This window comes from Bradyrhizobium sp. BEA-2-5, from assembly GCF_032918025.1.
Taxonomy (GTDB): Bacteria; Pseudomonadota; Alphaproteobacteria; order Rhizobiales; family Xanthobacteraceae; genus Bradyrhizobium; species Bradyrhizobium pachyrhizi.
Window position 1 is genome coordinate 1,541,985 of record NZ_CP136629.1, and the last position, 18,394, is coordinate 1,560,378.

An 18,394-nucleotide genomic window follows, 5' to 3' on the forward strand; every position below is an offset into this window, starting at 1 on the left:
AGATAGGGTGTCATGTCCGCCCGTTAAACCACCGACTTGTGATGATTTGGCGGCAGACGCGCATGGTAGCCTTGCGGCCGTGGTCCGCTATGTTTGCGGCGCCATAACGAGCCGGCCGGATCGGATGCGCCTCAAGCCAGTTTTCATGTGCCTCGCCATGCTTGCCGTGCCGGCCGCGGCCGCTTCGCCACTCCCGGCCCCGCATCAGGTCGAGATCCCCGAAGGCAATATCACGCTCCATGCGCAGCTCTACAAGCCCGAGGGCGCAGGCCCGTTTCCGACCGTGATCGCGCTGCATGGCTGCGGCGGCCTCGGTGGCCATCCCGATCCCGTGTTGCCGCGCTATCGAGACTGGGCCGAGCGCCTGCTCAGGGCTGGCAATGCCGTGCTGCTGCCTGACAGCTACGGCTCGCGCGAGCTCGGGCCGCAATGCCGCGTCAGGGAGCATCAGGTCCAGACCCGCCGCGCGCGGGTCGCCGACATCAACGCGGCGCGGCAGTGGCTGGTGCAGCAGAAATGGGTGGCGAAGCGCCGCATCAGCCTGATCGGCTGGGGCAACGGCGCCGCCGCTTTGCTGTGGGCGGTGCGGCCGCAGATGTGGTCGCGCAACGTCAAGCCGGATTTTCGCTCGGCGGTCGCATTCTATCCGGATTGCCGCGCCTCGTTCGGCCTCGGCTGGAGCGCGCGGGTGCCGACGTTGGTCCTGATCGGCGCGCGCGACGACGTGACATCGTCATCGGCCTGCCACCAGATGGTCGACGGCGCCCGCGGCCGCAGCGCGCTGGCGCGGATCGTGGTCTATCCCGAGGCCTATCACGACTTCGACCGGCCCAACCTGCCGCTGCACGCGGTCGCGGCCTCCGATGCCGAGATCGCCGAGCGTGGTCACATCGGCACCGATACCGGCGCGCGCAAGGATGCGCAAAAGCAAGTCGCCGAGTGGCTGTCGCGCTAGAACAGACTGCCTTGGTCCACCGGCTTGGTGACGCGCTTCGGCGCCGCCGGTTTCGCCTCGCGCGGCTGAGGCTTCGGCTGGCTCTCGGGCGTTACCGTTGCCGGAGGCTGATTGGCGTCAGCGGTGGCGGCGACGCGGCCATCGGCGAACTCGATCGACAGGCCGGCATTCGGGCCGACCGCCGCGGCGGAGTGCAGGGGGTGGCCGGCCTCGTCGCGCACCAGCGCAAAGCCGCGCGCGAGCACGCTGCGATAGGACAGCGCGGAAAGCAGCTTGCCGCTATGGGCGACGCGCGCCTCGAGCCGCTGCATCGTCGTCACCAGCGCACGGCGGGCGCGCTCGGCGAGGCGGTGGGTGCGTTCGAGATCGCGGGCGATGGCGTTGCGCTGGGCCTTGGCGTTGGCGAGCTTCGAGGCCTTGAGCCGGATCTCGAGCCCGCTGAAGCGCTCGCGGCGGCGATGCAGCAGCGCGCGCGCCGATAGCGTGATGCGCTCGCCGGATGCGGTGAGCCGCTGCCGCGCATGCGCGATCTGGCCGCGGAGCACGCCGATGGTGAGGCGCGAACTGCTGGCGGCAAAGCGGCGGAAATGTGCGTGCGTATTGGCCTTCAGCCCGCGCGGCAATCCCGCTGCGAGATGATCCAGCCGCTGCCGCGGGATCGCGAGCAGATCGCCGGCCGCCGGCAGCGCGCGCGCGGCGGCGCGCAGCTCGCTGCGGCGGCTCTCCTGGGCGCGCTGCCAGCACACCATGGTGCGGCGGGCGAGCGCCTGAACCTCGACGAACAATTCGCCGCGCACCGGCACCGCCATCTCGGCCGCCGCCGTCGGGGTCGGCGCGCGCTTGTCGGCGACGAAGTCGATCAGCGTGATGTCGGTCTCGTGCCCGACCGCGGAGATCAACGGGATCATGCTTTCTGCCGCCGCGCGCACCACGATCTCCTCGTTGAAGGACCAGAGATCCTCCAGCGAGCCGCCGCCGCGTGCGACGATCAGGACGTCGGGCCGCGGAATCCTGCCGCCCGGGGCAATCGCGTTGAAGCCGCGGATCGCGGCCGCGACCTGCTCGGCCGAGCCGTCGCCCTGCACCTTGACCGGCCACACCAGCACGCGGCGGGGGAAGCGGTCCTCCAGCCGGTGCAGGATGTCGCGGATGACGGCGCCGGTCGGCGAAGTCACGACGCCGATCACATCCGGCAGCCAGGGCAGCAGCTGCTTGCGCGCCTCGTCGAACAGCCCTTCGGCCGCGAGCTTCTTCTTGCGCTCCTCCATCAGCGCCATCAGCGCGCCGATGCCGGCGGGCTCCAGCGCCTCGATCACGATCTGGTATTTCGAGGAGCCCGGATAGGTCGTGAGCTTGCCGGTGGCGATGACCTCGAGCCCCTCCTGGGGCTTGAAGCGCATGCGGCCGTGCACGCCCTTCCAGATCACCGCCTCGATCTTGGCGCTCTCGTCCTTGAGCGCGAAATAGCAATGGCCGGAGGAATGGGCCCCGCGAAAGCCGGATATCTCGCCGCGGACGCGGACATGGCCAAAGGCGTCCTCGACCGTCCGTTTCAGGGCGGAAGAGAGTTCCGAGACGGTGAATTCAGGCGCGTTGACGAGATTCGGAGCAGCGGTCATCTGATCTATAGAATCGGGGTTTTCGACCCCGTGTGCAAGGTCCGGACGCCGCGTTTCAGGCGTCGAATCACATATCCACATCTGATCGAACCGCGTGTTGCTGCGGTTCGGGAGCGTGCTAAACCGGACGAAATGGCGTTACAACCCCTCTGATCGGCGACACAGATGAACATCCTCCTGCTCGGTTCCGGCGGCCGCGAACATGCTCTGGCGTGGAAGATCGCAGCCTCCCCCCTGGTGACCAAATTCTGGTGCGCGCCCGGCAATGCCGGCATCGCCAGGGAGGCGGTATGCGTGGCGCTCGATGTGGCCGACCATGCCGCGGTGATCGACTTCTGCAAGACGAACGCGGTCGAGCTCGTGGTGGTCGGGCCGGAGACGCCGCTGGCGGCCGGCATCGTCGATGACCTCACCGCCGCCGGCATCAAGGCGTTCGGGCCGAGCAAGGTCGCGGCCCAGCTTGAAAGCTCCAAGGGCTTTACCAAGGCGCTGTGCACCGAGTTCGGCATTCCGACCGGTGCCTATCGCCGCTTCGACAATGCGAAGGACGCGGTGGCCTATGTCCGCGCCCAGGGCGCGCCGATCGTGGTCAAGGCCGACGGCCTCGCCGCCGGCAAGGGCGTCGTCGTCGCCAAGACCGTGCGCGAGGCCGAGGACGCCATCGCCATGATGTTCGAGGGCGCGTTCGGCGAGGCCGGCGCCGAGGTGGTGATCGAGGAGTTTCTGCCGGGACGCGAGATCAGCTTTTTCGCGCTGTGCGACGGCGAGACAGCCATTCCGCTGGCCTCCGCCCAGGACCACAAGCGCGTGTTCGACCACGACGTCGGCCCGAACACCGGCGGCATGGGCGCCTATTCGCCGACGCCGCTGGTGACGCCTCAGGTCCATGACGCGATCATGGCGAAGATCATCCGGCCGACGGTTGCCGGGATGAAGAGCCGCGGCACGCCGTTCCGCGGCGTGCTCTATGCCGGCATCATGCTGACGACGCAGGGGCCAAAGCTGTTCGAGTTCAACGTCCGCTTCGGCGATCCCGAGTGCCAGGTCCTGATGCTGCGCATGATGAGCGACATCGTGCCGGCCTTCCTTGCGGCCTGCGATGGGCAGCTGAAGAATTTCGATCTGCGCTGGTATCCGGACTCCGCGCTCACCGTGGTGATGGCCGCCAAGGGCTATCCCGGCGACTACCAGAAGGGCACGCGCATCGGGGGGCTGGAGGAGGCCGCCAAGGTCGAGACCGTCGAGATCTTCCACGCCGGCACGGTCGCGAAGGACGGCGCGATCCTCGCCAATGGCGGCCGCGTGCTCAATGTCTGCGCGCTCGGCAAGACCGTGACCGAGGCGCGCGACCGCGCCTATCAGGCGATCGATCGCATCAAATGGCCGGACGGATTCTGCCGTCGCGACATCGCCTGGCAGGCGGTCGAGGTGGAGAAGGGTTGATCAATCCGGCCTCAGCGGCGACAATGGCGCGCCCCGGGGCCTTCGAATGACCGATTTCAGACTGCCCGAGACGCACTACGCGCAAAGCGCCGACGCGAGCATCGCCTATCAGGTGATGGGCGATGGCCCTGTCGACATCATCCTTGTCCCCGGCCTGTTCTCGCACATCGAGTTCATGCACGAGATGCCCGGCTACACCGCCGTACTGCGCCGCCTGTCGCGTTTCGCCCGGGTCGTGACCTTCGACAAACGCGGACAGGGATTGTCGGATCGGATGACCGGCGCGCCCTCCCTCGAGCAGCGCATGGACGACGTCCGGGCCATCATGGATGCCATAGGCTCCGCGAAGGCGGTGTTGTTCGGCTTCTCCGAGGGCTGTCCGATGAGTGTGCTGTTTGCAGCAACCTATCCGGACCGCGTTTCGCATCTCGTTCTGCTCGGCAGTTTTGCCCGCTCGAAGGACCGCCAGCCGGACGACGTGTGGCAGCAGCGCTGCGACGAGATCGTGCAGAACTGGGGTTCTGGCGACACGGTCAAGACTGTCGCGCCGAGCCAGGCAACGAATGCAGAAGTGATCGCGCAGATCGCGAAATTCGAGCGGCTGTCGAGCAGTCCGGGAGCGTTGCGGACGCTGCTCGTTCTCAATCGCGCGATCGACGTCACGACGATCCTGCCGATGCTCCAGACTCCGACGCTTGTCCTGCATCGGACCGGCGATGCCCGCGTTCCCGTGGCGCTCGGCCGTGCCGTCGCGCGCTCGATCCCCGGCGCGAAATACGTGGAATATCCCGGCTGCGATCACTACTACTGGGTCGGCGAGACCGAGGCGATGCTCGGCGATGTCGAGGAATTCGTCACCGGCCATCGCGATGGTGGTGATGCCGAACTCGACCGAGTGCTTGCGACCGTGCTGTTCACCGATATCGTCGAATTCGACCCGCAGCGCCGCGACGATGGGAGATCATCGTTGGCGACGTCTGCTCGACGATCACGATCAACTCGCGCAGCAGATGGTCGGCCGCCATCGCGGCCATCTGGTGAAGAGCACCGGCGACGGCATTCTGGCGACCTTCGACGGTCCCGGCCGCGCCGTACGCTGTGCGCTGGCGTTCGGCTCGGCCGCGCGGCAGATCGGCCTGCCGGTGCGAGCGGGCCTGCACACCGGCGAGATCGAGGTGAGGGGGGCGGATATCGGCGGCATAGCGGTCCACGCCGCGGCGCGCGTGATGTCGCAGTGCGGCTCGAACGAGGTGCTGGTGTCGCGCGTGGTGACCGATCTGGTCGCGGGCGCCGGGTTGAAATTCGCCGAGCGCGGCGCGTTCGAGCTGAAGGGACTGCCCGGGACATGGGAGCTGTTTGCGGCGAGCGGCCAAAGCATGATCCGGAAAAGTGCGAAGCGGTTTTCCGAAAAGATCATGCTTAAACAACAACCTAAGGCGCGATGACGATTCATCCTAATCGTATCGCGCTTTAGGCCTCGCCTTACGCGGTCATTCCGGATGACGCGCATCGCGCGTCGATCCGGAATCTCGATGTTGTGGGCGCCTTCTCACCTCATCTCGAGATTCCGGGTTCGGCGCTATCGCGCCGCCCCGGAATGACGAAGTGGGTCAGAGCAGATCCCCGCCCGCCGCTGACGCCGTGGTGCCGTGCTCGCGGAACGCCTTGATGACGTTCTTGCCGATCTTCCACTTGTGCACCTCGTCGGGCCCGTCGACCAAGCGCTGCGAGCGCACCTGGGTGTACCATTTCGCCAGCGGCGTATCCTGGCTGAAGCCGAGCGCGCCGTGCAGCTGGATCGCGGTGTCGATCACCTTGTGCACCATGTGGGCGTGGAAGATCTTGGCGATCGAGTTCTCCTGGCGGATGTCGAGGCCCTTCTCGGCCTTGTAGGCGATGTGCAGCAGCATCAGCCGGCCGATATAGAGCTCGCTCGCGCAGTCGGCGAGCATGAACTGCACCGCCTGGCGGTCGGCCAGCAACTGGCCGAAGGTCGAGCGTTTTGTCACATGGGCGGCCGCCATGTCGAGCGCGCGCTGCGCCTTGGCGACGTTGTGCATGCCGTGGCGCAGCCGGCCGTAGGCGAGGCGGTGCTGGCCCATGTTGAAGCCGTTGCCTTCGCCACCGAGCAGATTGTCGGCCGGCACCTTCAGGTCCTTGATCTCGATCTCGGAGTGGCCGCCGTGGATCACGTCGTCATGCGGACCCTCGATCGCCATGTTGGCGACGTTGCGCTTGATGCGGTAGCCGGGGTTGGGCAGCTCGACGATGAAGGTCGAGTATTGCTTGTGGCGCGGCGCGTTCGGATCGGTCTTCGCCATGACCAGCGCGAGGTCGGCGACGCTCGCCGACGAGGAGAACCATTTCTCGCCGTTGAGGATGTAGTTCTCGTTGCCGTCCTTCACCGCCGTGGTCTGCATGCCGGTGGCATCGGCGCCGGCGGCCTTTTCCGTCATTGAAAAGCAGATGCGCTTTTCGCCGTTCAGCAGGGGCTTGAGGAATTTTTCCTTCTGGTACTCGGTGCCATGCGCCAGGATCGTCATCATCGAGGCGTCGTCCGGCCCCTGCGTGTTCATCGAAAGCGCGCCGAGCATGCTCTCGCCCAGCTCCATCTGCACCAGGGCGTTGGCGAGCGGGCCGAGGCCCATACCGCCATACTCCTTCGGCACGAACGGGCACCACAGGCCCTGCGCGCGGGCCTTCTTCCGCAGCGGTCCCAGCACCTCGGCAAGCGGCTTGGTGTCGAGTTCCTTTTCCGCCGGAATGCATTCGTCGTGGACGAATTTGCGAACCTTCTCGCGGATCGCCTTGGCTTCGGCGGGAATTTCGAAATCGATCGACATGGCACTTCCTCGTTTCATGTTGTTGTTGGCAGGACTTGAGGATGGCATAAACCTGGCCTGAGCCAGCAGCAACGCCGAACAAAGTTTGAAGCAGCGCGGCCGCGACAGGGAAGGAGCTACCGATGCCTGATCTCGCCGATCTTTTTCCCGGCTATGCGTCCGAATGGATCAACACCTCGCAGGGCCGCATCTTCGCCCGCGTCGGCGGCAAGGGCCCGCCGCTGCTGCTGCTGCACGGCTTCTCCGAGACGCACGTGATGTGGCACCGCGTGGCACCTGAGCTTGCCGACCATTTCACGCTGATCATCGCCGATCTGCCGGGCTACGGCTGGTCGGACATGCCCGACAGCGACAAGGACCATATGCCCTACAGCAAGCGCGCGATGGCGAAAGCCATGGTCGAGGCGATGGAGCGCCTCGGCCATGTGCACTTCGCGCTCGCCGGCCACGACCGCGGCGGCCGCGTCTCCTACCGCCTCGCGCTCGACCATCCCGGCCGGCTGTCGCGTCTGGCCGTGCTCGATATCGCACCGACCTATGATTACTGGCAGAAGCTCAATCGCCTGTCGGCGCTGAAGATCTATCACTGGACCTTCCTGGCGCAGCCTTATCCGCTGCCGGAGACGCTGATTTCGAGCAATGGCGAGTTCTTCCTGCGCTTCAAGATGGCGAGCCAGACCAAGTCGAAGACGCTGGACGCCATCGACCCGCGCGCGCTCGAACACTACCTCGCCCCGTTCCGCGATCCCGCCCGGGTGCATGCGATGTGCGAGGATTACCGCGCCGGCGCCTATTTCGACTACGACCTCGACAAGGCGGATTTCGAGGCCGGCAAGAAGATCACGATCCCGATGCTGGCGCTGTGGGGCAATGCCGGGGTTGCCAGCGCGGCAACAACACCGCTCGACACCTGGAAGACCTGGGCCACCAATGTCAGCGGCGCGCCGGTGGCGTCGGGGCATTTCCTGCCCGAGGAGGCCCCGGAGGCGACCGCGAAGCTGCTGCGGGAGTTTTTCCTGGCGGGGTAGTCACAAGAGAAACTCGTCTTACCCGCGAATGCGGGTATCCAGTACGCCGCGTCCTATCGAGCGATCATGGCCGCCTCTGGAATACTGGATCATCCGCCTTCGCGGATGATGACAGCGGTGGGGTCCGCGATCGCGTCACTTACCGTCGCTCCCTGAAGAACTCGCGCAGCAGGCGCGCGGACTCGGTCTCGCCGACCGCGCCATAGACGTCCGGCGCGTGGTGGCAGGTCGGCGAGGCAAAGAAGCGCACGCCGGATTCCACCGCGCCGCCCTTGGGATCGGCGGCGCCGTAATAGAGCCGCCGGATTCTTGCAAAAGAGATCGCGCCCGCACACATGGTGCAAGGCTCCAGCGTCACGTAGAGGTCGCAGTCGACCAGGCGCTCGCTGCCGATGGCCTCGGCGGCCTGCTGGATCGCCAGGATCTCCGCATGGGCCGTCGGATCGCGGTCGGTCAGGGTACGGTTGCCGGCGGTCGCGATCACCTCGTAGCCCCGCACGACCACGCATCCGATCGGAACTTCGCCCGACTTTCCGGCATTTTCGGCCGTCAGAAGCGCCAAATCCATGAAAGAAGGGGCTTTCATGCCTCGTATCATCGCCAGAAACCTGCTACTAGCTCCGCCTTCAGCAAGAGTGGATACCGATTTTGCGCCAGTCGCGCCCAGATGGCGCGCGTATCGCCGGTTGCCCTGCGCCCCAATTGAACCTCCAGGCGAGAACATTCATGCCCCGCGACAGCGACAAAAACAACGATTCCCCGCGCGGCCGGCGGGACCGGGGGGCGCCCGGGAAGGGCCGTTCCGGCGGCTCCCGCGGATCGGACAAGCCGTTCGGCAAGCGCAGCTTCGGCGGCAAAGGTGGTGATCGCGACAAGCGCTCGTTCGGCGACAAGGGCGAGGGCCGCTCGTTCCGCCGCCGCGAGGAGGGCGATGCCCCGCGCCGCGATTTCGGCGACCGGCCGCGCTTCAAGCGCGACGACCGCGGCGGCGAGGGGGGCGGAAAGCGCCCGTTCAAACCGCGCGGCGAGCGCCGGGACTTTGATGCGGGCGATCGTCCGCAGCGGAGTGGCGCGCGTTCGGAGGGCCGGTCATCCGACCGCAAATTCGGCGAGAAGCGCCCCTACACGCCGCGTGGCGAGCGTGACGGCGAGAAGCGGACCTTTGCGCCGCGCGGCGAGCGCGCCGAGCGCAAATTCGACGACCGGAAGTTTTCGCGCGGCGATCGCGACAAGGGTTCGTTCCGCGACAAGGGCGAAGGCCGCCCGTTCCGCCGCCGCGAAGACGGCGATGCGCCGCGCCGCGATTTCGGCGATCGGCCGCGCTTCAAGCGCGACCGCGACTTCGAAGGCCGCGACCGCAGCGACGAGAAGCCCTGGCAAAAGCGGGATCGCAAACCGCGCGACGACCGCGGCGGCGATGAGCGCCCGCGCTTTTCGCGGTCGCGCGACGATCGCGGTGGTAGCGAACGTCCGCGATTCTCCAGGTCCCGCGACGACCGCGAGCAGGGTGATCGTCCGAAGTTCGGCCGGCCGCGCTGGGATCGTCATGATGAAGATGGTGGCCGCGACAGCCGGCGCCGCGAACGGCCCGAAGGTCGCACCGACTGGCAGGGGCACCCGCGCAGCGAGGGCCGCTTCTCCGACCGTCCGCGTCGCGAGAACGAGGACGACGGCAGGATCTTCGAGAAGCGCCCCGCCTTCGGCGGCCGCGGCGCCTATCGCGAACGCGCCACCGACGATCGGCGCGAGCGTCCCGAGCCGAAGCCGAAGACAGGTGAACGCATCGCCAAAGTATTGGCGCGCGCGGGCCTTGCCTCGCGCCGTGACGCCGAGGAGATGGTCACGCAGGGCCGCGTCACCGTCAACGGCCGCGTGATCAACTCGCCGGCGCTGGATGTGACGCAGAACGACGTCGTCGCCGTCGATGGCAAGCCGTTGCCGCCGCGCGAGCGCACGCGGCTGTTCCTCTATCACAAGCCACGCGGCCTGATGACGACGCATGACGACCCCGAGGGACGTCCGACCGTGTTCGACAACCTGCCCGAAGGCCTGCCGCGCCTGATCTCGATCGGCCGGCTGGATTTCAACACCGAAGGCCTGTTGCTGCTGACCAATGACGGCGGCCTGGCGCGGACGCTGGAGCATCCCGACACCGGATGGCTGCGCCGTTACCGCGTGCGCGCGCATGGCGAGGTGACGCAGGGCCAGCTCGATCAGCTCAAGGGTGGCATCGAGGTCGAGGGCGTCAAGTACGGCCCGATCGAGGCGACGCTGGAGCGCGACCAGGGCGCCAATGTCTGGCTGGTGTTCGCAATCCGCGAAGGCAAGAACCGCGAGGTGCGCAATGTTTGCGCCCATCTCGGGCTCGAGGTGAACCGGCTGATCCGGGTCTCCTACGGCCCGTTCCAGCTCGGCGAGGTCGAGGAAGGCAAGGTCGAGGAAGTCAAGACGCGGGTACTGCGCGAGCAGCTCGGCGAGAAGATCGCCAGGATCGCGGGTGCCGACTTCACGCGGCCGGAGCAGCGTGACGCAGCCGACGGAGACGATGCGCCGGCCAGGAAGCCGAAGCCGAGCAAGCGCGAAACCATCAACGACCGCAAGGGCCGCCGCGTGCTGGTGCAGCGCACCGGCAGCGACGAGGCGCGCGAGCGCAACGAGATGGACGCGGCCGGCCATGGCCCGCCCCGTCGTCCCAAGCGCGGCTATCACGGCAAGCGCGATCTGACGCCGCGGGACGAGTAACGGTCGATGCGCGTCGTCGGGGGCAGGCTGAAGGGCCGCAATCTCGCTTCGCCTGCGGGCCGCGAGATTCGTCCGACGGCGGATCGCCTTCGCGAGTCCGTGTTCAACATCCTCGTGCACGCCTATGACGATCCGATCGAGGACGCGCGCGTGCTCGATCTCTTCGCCGGCACCGGGGCGCTCGGTATCGAGGCGGCCTCGCGCGGCGCCAAGTTCACGCTGTTCGTCGACAACGGCGCCGAGGCGCGTGCGCTGCTCCGTAACAATGTCGAGGCGCTCGGCCTCGGCGGCGTCACCAAGGTCTATCGCCGCGATGCCACCGATCTCGGCCCTGCGCATCCCGTCGAGCCGTTCTCGCTGGTGTTCCTCGATCCGCCCTATGGCAAGGGATTTGCGGAGAAGGCGCTCGCGAGCCTGCGCGACGGCGGCTGGCTCACGCCGGGCGCGCTGCTGGTGGTGGAGGAGGCGAAGGCCGCGCAGTTCGTGACGCCGGAAGGATACGAGGAGCTGGAGCGGCGCGCGTATGACGATACCGAGTTCGTGTTTCTGCGAGCTGTCGCCGCAATCTAGTCTGTCGTCCCTGCGAAAGCAGGGACCCATAGCCACGAAAGTGTGTTGTGAAGGCACGCTGGGGCCCCGGCCTTCGTCAACGGAGGCATTTGTGGTTATGGTCCCGGGTATCGCGGAGCCTGTCATCGGGCGGCGCTTTGCGCCGACCCGTTGGCTCACCCGGGACGACGGAATGTGTGGCCACTACCTCCGCCCGAACAGCTTCTCCACGTCGCTCAGCTTCAGCTCGACATAGGTCGGCCGGCCGTGATTGCACTGGCCGGAGTTCGGCGTCTCCTCCATCTCGCGGAGCAGCGCGTTCATCTCCTCCGGTCTGAGCCTGCGGCCAGCGCGCACCGAGCCGTGGCAAGCCATGGTGGCGGCGACGTGCATCAGGCGGCGCTCCAACGGAAGCGCCTCGTCCCACTCGGCCATATGCTCGGAGAGGTCGCGCAAGAGTCCGCCCGCATTGGTCTTGCCGAGCAGCGACGGCGTCTCGCGCACCGCGACCGCGCCAGGGCCGAAGGATTCGATGGCAAGGCCGAACGAGGCCAGCTCGTCGCTGCGCTCGAGCAGGCGCTCGACGGTCGCCTCGTCCATCTCGACGATCTCGGGGATCAGGAGGATCTGCCGCTGCACGCCGTTGGCAGCCAGTGAGGCCTTCAGCCGCTCGTAGACGATGCGCTCATGCGCGGCGTGCTGGTCGACGATGATCAGGCCGTCGCGGGTCTGCGAGACGATGTAGGTCTCGTGGATCTGCGTGCGCGCTGCGCCCAGCGGGCGGTCGACGAGGTCGGGCGCGGGCGCGGCCTCGAAGCGCACATCGGCGGTCGGCGTGCCGACGTCGAAGGCGGCCTGTCCGGGCTCGGCGAAGGCGGCCGCCGCCGCGCCGTCGAACGCGCGCATCGGGCCAGCCGGATAGGACGGCGAGCCGCGCCAGTCCCAATTGCCCGGGGGGGGCGGCGTGAAGGCCGGGCGGAAGGCCGAGAGCGCGGCGCCGTCGGCGGTATTGGCGGCGGTGCGCCGGCCCTCGCGCGCGAGGGCTTCCTTCAGCCCGTGCACGATCAGTGCGCGCACAAGGCCGGCGTTGCGGAAGCGCACCTCGGTCTTGGCCGGATGCACGTTGGCATCGACCTCGCGCGGATCGAGCGTGACGAACAGCGCCAGCACCGGGTGGCGATCGCGCGGCAGGTAGTCGGAATAGGCGGCGCGCACAGCGCCGAGAATGAGCTTGTCGCGGACCGGCCGGCCGTTGACGAAGAGATATTGCCCGAGCGCGTTGGCCTTGGTCAGCGACGGCGCGGCGGCAAAGCCTTCCACCACGACGCCCTCGCGCTCGGCGCGCACCTCGATCGCACAGCTACGAAAATCCGCACCCAGGATATCGCCGAGCCGGGTGAGCCGTCCGGCGGCGCCAGGCAGGGCGGCGGCCCAGGTCACCGGCGCGCGCTCCTCGCCCGCGAGTGTGAAGGCAATGTCCGGCCGCGCCATCGCAAGGCGCCGCACCACCTCGCGGATGGCTTCCGCCTCGGTGCGGTCGGTCTTCAAGAACTTCAGTCGCGCCGGCGTCGCGTAGAAGAGGTCGTTGACCTCGACGCGGGTGCCGTGGGCCAGCGCAGCCGGCATGATCCCGGACTTCGCGCCGCCCTCGACCGTGAGAGCCCAGGCATGCGGTTCGCTGGCATGCCGCGTGGTGATGCCGAGAGACGCGCGACCGCGCCGATCGAGGGCAGCGCCTCGCCGCGGAACCCGAGCGTGCGGATCTGGAGCAGGTCCTCGTCGTCGAGCTTGGAGGTGGCGTGGCGCTCGACCGCGAGCGAGAGGTCCTTTGCGGTCATGCCGCTGCCGTCGTCGGTGATGCCGATCCGCCGCCGCCCGCCGCCATCAGTGAAAACGTCGATCCGGCTCGCGCCGGCATCAATGGCGTTCTCGACCAGCTCCTTGACCACGCTCGCCGGACGTTCGACCACCTCGCCGGCGGCGATGCGGTTGACGACCTGTTCTGGCAATTGACGGACGGGCATGGATTGGACGTTCGGAGAGCGATTCGAGGCTGGCCGTTACTATAAGTCGCCGCGCCGGCAAATGCATGGGACCGATCTGGCGGCCGCAAGCAGGTTGGGGATGATTCCAGCCTATCGCCTTGAAGACGCTTGGCTTCGGCGGCCGGCGCGTTACGCCCTACGTCCCGATTGTGGGGCCGCGCACACAGGTATATCGTTTAGAAAAATTATAAGTTCTCGCCGGAGGGACGCCATGTGCCATCTCTTCGCGCATCAGCCCCAACGCGACTACGAATCCCAGACACGGTCTTTGCGGATCGGTGGGCACTGCACGTCGATCCGCCTGGAAATGGCGTTCTGGGACACGCTGGAGGAGATCGCGGCCAAGGAGAGCATGAGCCTCGGCAAGTTCCTGACCACGCTCTACAACGAGGTGCTCGACCATCATGGCGAGGTCAACAATTTCGCCTCGCTGCTGCGCTGCTCCTGTCTGATCTATCGCGCCAAGGCGAATGCGCCGGCGGTCGTTCCCGACTATCGCGGGGCGGCGGCGATCATGGATGCCGCGGAATAGGCTTCGCGCAAGTACATCACGCAAAAGAAGAGCGGCCTTGTCGTGTTAGGCAAGGCCGCTTCAGTGAGAGGGAATCCGGAACACACTCCGCTTCACCTCGCCCCGCTTGCGGGGAGAGGTCGGAACGCATCGCAAGATGCGTTCCGGGTGAGGGGGAGTTTCCGCAAACGCAGCTACCGCTGAATACGCGGAGACGGCCCCTCACCCCAGCCCTCTCCCCGCAGGAACGGGGAGAGGGAGCGCAGGGTCGTCGCGGCCGCTATTCGACCGAATCTCGCTTCAAATCTCCTTCTGCATCGCACCGGCGATGTAGTCCGCCTGCCGGATCGCGAGCGCGACGATGGTCAGCGTCGGGTTGCAGGCTGCGCCGCTGGTGAACTGGCTGCCATCGGAGACGAACAGGTTCTTGATGTCGTGGCTCTGCCCGAACTTGTTGACGACGCCGTCCCGGGGCTTCTCACTCATCCTGTTGGTGCCGAGATTGTGCGTGCTCGGATAGGGCGGCGTCGGATAGGTCACGGTGGCGCCGACGGCGTCGTAGACCGCGGCGCCCTGCTTGTAGGCATGCGCGCGCATCGCGACATCGTTGGGATGATCGTCGAAATGCACGCTCGCGACCGGCTGACCGAACTTGTCCTTCACGACCGGATCGAGCGTGATACGGTTGGTCTCCTGCGGCATATCCTCGCCGACCAGCCACATGCCGGCCATGCGCGGGTAGCCGTCGAGCGCGGACGTGAACGAGCGTCCCCAGGCGCCGGGGTTGAGGAACGCCGCCATGAACGGCAAGCCGATCGACAGCGTCTCCATCTCGTAGCCGCCGACGAAGCCGCGCTTGGGGTTGTTGGCGGCCTCGTCGCGGATGATGCCGGCCATGGTGGTGCCGCGATACATGTGCACCGACTTTTCGAACACCGCGTAGACGCTGCCGGTCATGTGACGCATGTAGTTGCGGCCGACCTGACCGCTGGAGTTGGCGAGGCCATCGGGGAACATGGGCGAGGCGCTGTTGAGCAGCAGCCGCGGGCTCTCGATGGAGTTGCCGGCCACCGCAACGATGCGCGCCCTCTGACGCTGCATCGCGCCGCTCGTCGGCGTAGACGACACCGGTGACCTTGCCGCTCGCGTCATGCTCGATCTTCACCACCATGCTGCCGGGACGGACCTCGAGATTGCCGGTTGCCTCGCCCTTGGGGATCTCGGTGTAGAGCGTCGACCATTTGGCGCCGGATTTGCAGCCCTGGAAGCAGAACCCGATCTGCTGGCACGAGCCCCGTCCGTCGCGCGGCTGACTGTTGATCGCCATGTTGCCGGTGTGCACAGTCTTGTAGCCGAGCTTCTTCGCGCCGGCCTCCAGCACCTTGAAGTTATTGTTGCCGAGCAGTCCGGGAATGCCGTTGGTGCGAGTCACGCCCATCTTGTTCTCGGCCTTGGCGTACCACGGCTCCATCTCGGCAAGCGTGACCGGCCAGTCCAGGAGGTTCGCGCCGGGAATGCTGCCGTAGGTGCTCTTCACCCTGAATTCGTGCTCGTCGAAGCGCAGCGAGGCGCCGGCCCAATGCACGGTCGAGCCGCCGACCGCCTTGACGATCCAGGCGGGAAGGCCCGAAAAATCCCTGGCGACGCGCCATGTGCCCGACGTGGTGCGCGCATCGGTCCAGGCGAGCTGGGAGAAGCTCTCCCATTCGTCGTTGATGAAGTCGTGGTTCTCGATGCGGGGACCTGCCTCGAGAATGACGACCTTGACGCCTTTCTGCGCGAGTTCGTTGCCCAGCGTGCCGCCGCCGGCGCCGGAGCCGACGATCACCACGACGCTGGAGTCGTTCAGATCGAATTTTGCCATTGTTTCCTCCCGACCCGTTCAGGCCTTCGGCAGCCAGTCGATGTCGGCGAAGCCGCGGTTGATGTAGCCGCCGAGCTCGGCGGAAGAGCCCTCGTAGCCGAACCGCGGCCATACCTCTTTCTGGTTGTAGAGCGAGACGACGAGATCGCCGCGCACCTTCTGGAAAAAGTCGCTTTGCTCGATCTGTTGCAGCAGCGCGACGCGATCGTTTTCCCAGGCGACCTGGACATAAGGCATCTTGTGGCGGTCGTTGGCCGCCTGATCGAGCCTCGTGACGCCGTCATTGATCAGCGACTTGACCGCCGGATCCTTCGCGGCCTTCTCATCATACGGCTTGACCGCGGTGATGTAGTAGCTGTCGCCGAGCACGTCGTGCGGATAGATGTCGCGCGCAACCTTCAGCAGCGTCTTCATCGTCGCGGGCGTCAGCGTCGAGGCGCCTTCGGCCCACGCATCGGTGATGCCGAGCCCCGTCGAGGTCGCGATCGCGACTGCGGGTGCGGTAACGGCCGCGCCTTTGAGAAAGACACGCCGGTCATATTTGCTGCGTCGATCGATTTCTCTCATGGGTTCCTCCGTCAATTTTTGTTTGTGCAATTGCCTTGTTGTTCGAGCATGCTCTAGCCGAAACGGCCGCCCCGCTGGATCACTTCGATCTTGTAGCCATCGGGATCACTGACGAAGAAGAAGCGCGCCAGCGTCTTGCCGTCATGCTTGAAGTCGCGCAGCGGCCCGGGCGACAGTTTCTCCTTCTCGAAGCGGGCATGCTCGGCATCGAGGTCTTCAACGACCACGGCGAGATGGCCGTAGCCGTCGCCGAGCTGGTACGGCTCCTTGCGATCGAAATTGACCGTCAGCTCGACCTCGAAAGGTGAGGAGGGGTGACGCAGATAGATCAGGGCGAAATCCGCGAACCTCAGATGGTCGGTGACCTCCAGGCCGAAGGCACGCTTGTAGAAGTCGAGCGCTCTGGCTTCGTCGAGCACGCGGATCATCGAATGCACGGGTTTCGCCATTCAGTTCAGCTCCTTCAGATAGGCGATGATCATGGCGCGGGTTTCCGGCTTGGCCTGCCGGTAGGCCATCACGGCGCCGGGGATCACCTCCTGCGGATTGGTCAGCCAGGCATCGAGCCTGGCGTCGTCCCAGACGAAGTCGGCCTTGCTGAAGCCCGCGGAATATTTGAAGCCGTCGGCCTTGCCGGCGTGGCGGCCGACGATCCTGTAGAGCGACGGGCCTTGCCGGACGGCATCCGACGTGTTTGACGTGTGGCAGGTCGCGCATTGCTGCTTGAACAGCGTCGCGCCATCCGGCGGCCTTGCCGCCGGCAGGGGCATCTGCGCAGCCGTCATTTGCACTGCAAGCATTGCGCTGCAAAATCCCAGCCCCAACAACCACCCTGCGCGCAGCTTTGCCATCTACATCACCGCCTCTGTGCGGTGACTGTAGGAGGCTGAAATCCGCCGTTGGTAGTAGCGGGCTGTTTCACAGCAGAACAAAGCTGGGCGGTGATCTGGCGCGGAACCGTTGGTTGCCGCATATGCGGACGACAATTTCGCAAAATGACCGCGAAATCCCTGCACGATCACCACACGACGCAGCTTGCATCTCGCGTGCGCCGTTTGCGGAAAATTCAGTCTTGCGCGATGGGGTTCAGGGTCGGCGCTGCAAACGGCGCACCACCTGCGCCGCTCCTCCATCGTCAATTAAAGTCCCAGGAGAAATGGATGACGTTTGCAAAAACCAGCGTGCTCGCCCTTGCCATCTCGGCCGCGATGGCCGGCCCCGTCCTGGCACAGGGAACGACTGCACCGGATACCCAGCTTCGCGGCGGTGCGCAGGGCAGAGGTACCATGCAGCAGGGCGGCGGCATGTCCGGCAGCGGCGATGAAGAAATGGCGGCGCAACCTGGCGCGACGACGCAGAAGAGCGGTGCCGCCGCCAAGTCAGGCAGCAAGGGAACGGTCGGCAGCGGACGCACGGCACCGAAGTCGGGTGGTTCCGAGATGGCGCCCGCAACCAAGAAGTACTGAAGTACGAGAGCCTTCGCGGTTCTGATCAATCGGAACCAAGGCTCAGGCTTCTTGTTCTGACGCGTTCCTTCGCGCGAACCGACATCCGCTTCGCGCGAAAACGCTTCTGGTGACGCTGACCGGATCCCGGATGCAGTGCCGCGTGCGCTGCGTCCGGCGTTCCCAAAAGCGCGATGCGATTGGGATGAATCGTCATCGCGCTCCAGGTCGTCGTTTGAGCATGATCTTTTCGGAAAACCGCTTCGCACTTTTCCCGATCATGCTTTAATCGTCGAAACGGCGCGCGCCGCGTCCTGCCTTGACGTCACTGCGGCGCTTCTTGCCCTCGAGCCGGCGCTGCTTGGAGGCGAAAGTCGGCTTGGTCGGCCGCCGCGGTGTCGGCCGCACCATCGCCTCCCTCAACATCTCGAGCAGCCGGTCGATCGCATCGGTGCGATTGCGTTCCTGGGTGCGAAAGCGGAAGGCGTGGATCACGATCACGCCGTCCTTGGTCATACGGCTGCCGGCGAGCCGTGCCAGCCGCTGCGCGGCGTCCGCCGGCAATGCAATCTTGTTGGTATCGAAGCGCAGCTGTGCCGAGGTCGCGACCTTGTTGACGTTCTGCCCGCCCGGGCCGGAGGCGCGGACAAAAACGACCTCAATGTCGTTCTCGTCGATCGTAAGGTCGCGGGACACCCGCAGCATGACATCACCCATGGAGGCAAGAATCGGCCGCCGCAGAATAGCGGGTTTGATCGTGCTTGGGTGGTGCTGATGCAGTGG

At 66.3% G+C, this 18,394-nt stretch carries 15 protein-coding genes and 2 pseudogenes; 8 read left to right on the forward strand and 9 right to left on the reverse strand.

Annotation, left to right across the window (positions count from 1 at the left end; genetic code table 11):
- The first annotated feature begins 157 nt into the window (after window positions 1-157).
- Complete coding sequence (locus tag RX327_RS07155) at window positions 158-955, forward strand: dienelactone hydrolase family protein (protein WP_410712143.1); 798 nt, start codon at window positions 158-160, stop codon at window positions 953-955.
- Here RX327_RS07155 and xseA read toward each other — a convergent pair.
- On the reverse strand, window positions 952-2,574 hold the full coding sequence (gene xseA, locus RX327_RS07160) for an exodeoxyribonuclease VII large subunit (protein WP_317249872.1): 1,623 nt from the start codon (window positions 2,572-2,574) through the stop codon (window positions 952-954). The two genes, RX327_RS07155 and xseA, sit on opposite strands and share 4 nt — an antisense overlap.
- 165 nt (window positions 2,575-2,739) lie before the next feature.
- Here xseA and purD point away from each other — a divergent pair, with 165 nt between their 5' ends.
- Both purD and RX327_RS39210 read left to right on the forward strand, forming a co-directional pair.
- Window positions 2,740-4,017 (forward strand): phosphoribosylamine--glycine ligase, encoded by a 1,278-nt coding sequence (gene purD / locus RX327_RS07165; protein WP_317249873.1) that lies wholly within the window; start codon window positions 2,740-2,742, stop codon window positions 4,015-4,017.
- A gap of 46 nt (window positions 4,018-4,063) precedes the next feature.
- Window positions 4,064-5,440, forward strand: a complete 1,377-nt coding sequence (locus RX327_RS39210; RefSeq protein WP_410712144.1) for an alpha/beta fold hydrolase — start codon at window positions 4,064-4,066, stop codon at window positions 5,438-5,440.
- Window positions 5,441-5,627: 187 nt separating this feature from the next.
- Here RX327_RS39210 and RX327_RS07180 read toward each other — a convergent pair whose 3' ends face one another.
- On the reverse strand, window positions 5,628-6,860 hold the full coding sequence (locus tag RX327_RS07180) for an acyl-CoA dehydrogenase family protein (RefSeq protein WP_038388024.1): 1,233 nt from the start codon (window positions 6,858-6,860) through the stop codon (window positions 5,628-5,630).
- A 122-nt stretch (window positions 6,861-6,982) separates the two neighbouring features.
- Here RX327_RS07180 and RX327_RS07185 point away from each other — a divergent pair, with 122 nt between their 5' ends.
- The gene (locus tag RX327_RS07185) at window positions 6,983-7,888 is read left to right on the forward strand and encodes an alpha/beta hydrolase (protein ID WP_317249874.1); all 906 of its coding nucleotides are present in this window, start codon (window positions 6,983-6,985) and stop codon (window positions 7,886-7,888) included.
- A gap of 139 nt (window positions 7,889-8,027) precedes the next feature.
- On the opposite strand, the gene RX327_RS07190 is transcribed toward RX327_RS07185, so the two are convergent.
- Window positions 8,028-8,486, reverse strand: a complete 459-nt coding sequence (locus RX327_RS07190) for a nucleoside deaminase (protein WP_317249875.1) — start codon at window positions 8,484-8,486, stop codon at window positions 8,028-8,030.
- 128 nt (window positions 8,487-8,614) lie between these two features.
- Between RX327_RS07190 and RX327_RS07195 the strand changes: the two genes are divergently transcribed.
- Complete coding sequence (locus tag RX327_RS07195) at window positions 8,615-10,630, forward strand: pseudouridine synthase (RefSeq protein WP_317249876.1); 2,016 nt, start codon at window positions 8,615-8,617, stop codon at window positions 10,628-10,630.
- A gap of 6 nt (window positions 10,631-10,636) precedes the next feature.
- The gene (gene rsmD, locus RX327_RS07200; protein WP_317249877.1) at window positions 10,637-11,200 is read left to right on the forward strand and encodes a 16S rRNA (guanine(966)-N(2))-methyltransferase RsmD; all 564 of its coding nucleotides are present in this window, start codon (window positions 10,637-10,639) and stop codon (window positions 11,198-11,200) included.
- 183 nt (window positions 11,201-11,383) lie between these two features.
- On the opposite strand, the pseudogene mutL reads toward rsmD, so the two are convergent.
- A pseudogene (gene mutL / locus RX327_RS07205) lies at window positions 11,384-13,203 on the reverse strand (DNA mismatch repair endonuclease MutL).
- Window positions 13,204-13,435: 232 nt separating this feature from the next.
- Between mutL and RX327_RS07210 the strand changes: the two are divergent.
- Window positions 13,436-13,756 carry a ribbon-helix-helix domain-containing protein gene (locus RX327_RS07210; protein ID WP_317249878.1) on the forward strand — a complete coding sequence of 107 codons (321 nt, stop codon included), beginning with the start codon at window positions 13,436-13,438 and terminating at the stop codon, window positions 13,754-13,756.
- 279 nt (window positions 13,757-14,035) lie between these two features.
- On the opposite strand, the pseudogene RX327_RS07215 reads toward RX327_RS07210, so the two are convergent.
- From RX327_RS07215 to RX327_RS07230, 4 genes and pseudogenes are all read right to left on the reverse strand, one after another.
- Window positions 14,036-15,599: pseudogene (locus RX327_RS07215) on the reverse strand (GMC family oxidoreductase).
- Between the two features lie 18 nt (window positions 15,600-15,617).
- Window positions 15,618-16,166 carry a gluconate 2-dehydrogenase subunit 3 family protein gene (locus tag RX327_RS07220; protein WP_317249879.1) on the reverse strand — a complete coding sequence of 183 codons (549 nt, stop codon included), beginning with the start codon at window positions 16,164-16,166 and terminating at the stop codon, window positions 15,618-15,620.
- Between the two features lie 53 nt (window positions 16,167-16,219).
- Entirely contained in the window at window positions 16,220-16,615 is a 396-nt protein-coding gene (locus tag RX327_RS07225; RefSeq protein ID WP_317249880.1) for a VOC family protein, read from the reverse strand.
- Window positions 16,616-16,936 carry a c-type cytochrome gene (locus RX327_RS07230; protein WP_050384266.1) on the reverse strand — a complete coding sequence of 107 codons (321 nt, stop codon included), beginning with the start codon at window positions 16,934-16,936 and terminating at the stop codon, window positions 16,616-16,618. It abuts the gene before it with no gap.
- Between the two features lie 390 nt (window positions 16,937-17,326).
- On the opposite strand from RX327_RS07230, the gene RX327_RS07235 reads away from it, so the two are divergent.
- Window positions 17,327-17,632 (forward strand): hypothetical protein, encoded by a 306-nt coding sequence (locus RX327_RS07235; RefSeq protein ID WP_028333061.1) that lies wholly within the window; start codon window positions 17,327-17,329, stop codon window positions 17,630-17,632.
- Window positions 17,633-17,896: 264 nt separating this feature from the next.
- On the opposite strand, the gene arfB is transcribed toward RX327_RS07235, so the two are convergent.
- Window positions 17,897-18,316 (reverse strand): alternative ribosome rescue aminoacyl-tRNA hydrolase ArfB, encoded by a 420-nt coding sequence (arfB, locus tag RX327_RS07240; RefSeq protein ID WP_317249881.1) that lies wholly within the window; start codon window positions 18,314-18,316, stop codon window positions 17,897-17,899.
- Window positions 18,317-18,394 lie beyond the last annotated feature (78 nt).

What these genes read in the sequence shown, in the direction of transcription:
- RX327_RS07155 (WP_410712143.1), top strand. Translation starts at nt 158, where the DNA reads ATGCTTGCCGTGCCGGCCGCGGCCGCTTCGCCACTCCCGGCCCCGCAT.
- RX327_RS07190 (WP_317249875.1), bottom strand. Translation starts at nt 8,486, where the DNA reads ATGATACGAGGCATGAAAGCCCCTTCTTTCATGGATTTGGCGCTTCTG.
- RX327_RS07210 (WP_317249878.1), top strand. Translation starts at nt 13,436, where the DNA reads ATGTGCCATCTCTTCGCGCATCAGCCCCAACGCGACTACGAATCCCAG.
- RX327_RS39210 (WP_410712144.1), top strand. Translation starts at nt 4,064, where the DNA reads ATGACCGATTTCAGACTGCCCGAGACGCACTACGCGCAAAGCGCCGAC.
- RX327_RS07230 (WP_050384266.1), bottom strand. Translation starts at nt 16,936, where the DNA reads ATGCCCCTGCCGGCGGCAAGGCCGCCGGATGGCGCGACGCTGTTCAAG.
- rsmD (WP_317249877.1), top strand. Translation starts at nt 10,637, where the DNA reads ATGCGCGTCGTCGGGGGCAGGCTGAAGGGCCGCAATCTCGCTTCGCCT.
- RX327_RS07235 (WP_028333061.1), top strand. Translation starts at nt 17,327, where the DNA reads ATGACGTTTGCAAAAACCAGCGTGCTCGCCCTTGCCATCTCGGCCGCG.
- arfB (WP_317249881.1), bottom strand. Translation starts at nt 18,316, where the DNA reads ATGCTGCGGGTGTCCCGCGACCTTACGATCGACGAGAACGACATTGAG.
- RX327_RS07195 (WP_317249876.1), top strand. Translation starts at nt 8,615, where the DNA reads ATGCCCCGCGACAGCGACAAAAACAACGATTCCCCGCGCGGCCGGCGG.
- purD (WP_317249873.1), top strand. Translation starts at nt 2,740, where the DNA reads ATGAACATCCTCCTGCTCGGTTCCGGCGGCCGCGAACATGCTCTGGCG.
- xseA (WP_317249872.1), bottom strand. Translation starts at nt 2,574, where the DNA reads ATGACCGCTGCTCCGAATCTCGTCAACGCGCCTGAATTCACCGTCTCG.
- RX327_RS07185 (WP_317249874.1), top strand. Translation starts at nt 6,983, where the DNA reads ATGCCTGATCTCGCCGATCTTTTTCCCGGCTATGCGTCCGAATGGATC.
- RX327_RS07180 (WP_038388024.1), bottom strand. Translation starts at nt 6,860, where the DNA reads ATGTCGATCGATTTCGAAATTCCCGCCGAAGCCAAGGCGATCCGCGAG.
- RX327_RS07220 (WP_317249879.1), bottom strand. Translation starts at nt 16,166, where the DNA reads ATGAGAGAAATCGATCGACGCAGCAAATATGACCGGCGTGTCTTTCTC.
- RX327_RS07225 (WP_317249880.1), bottom strand. Translation starts at nt 16,615, where the DNA reads ATGGCGAAACCCGTGCATTCGATGATCCGCGTGCTCGACGAAGCCAGA.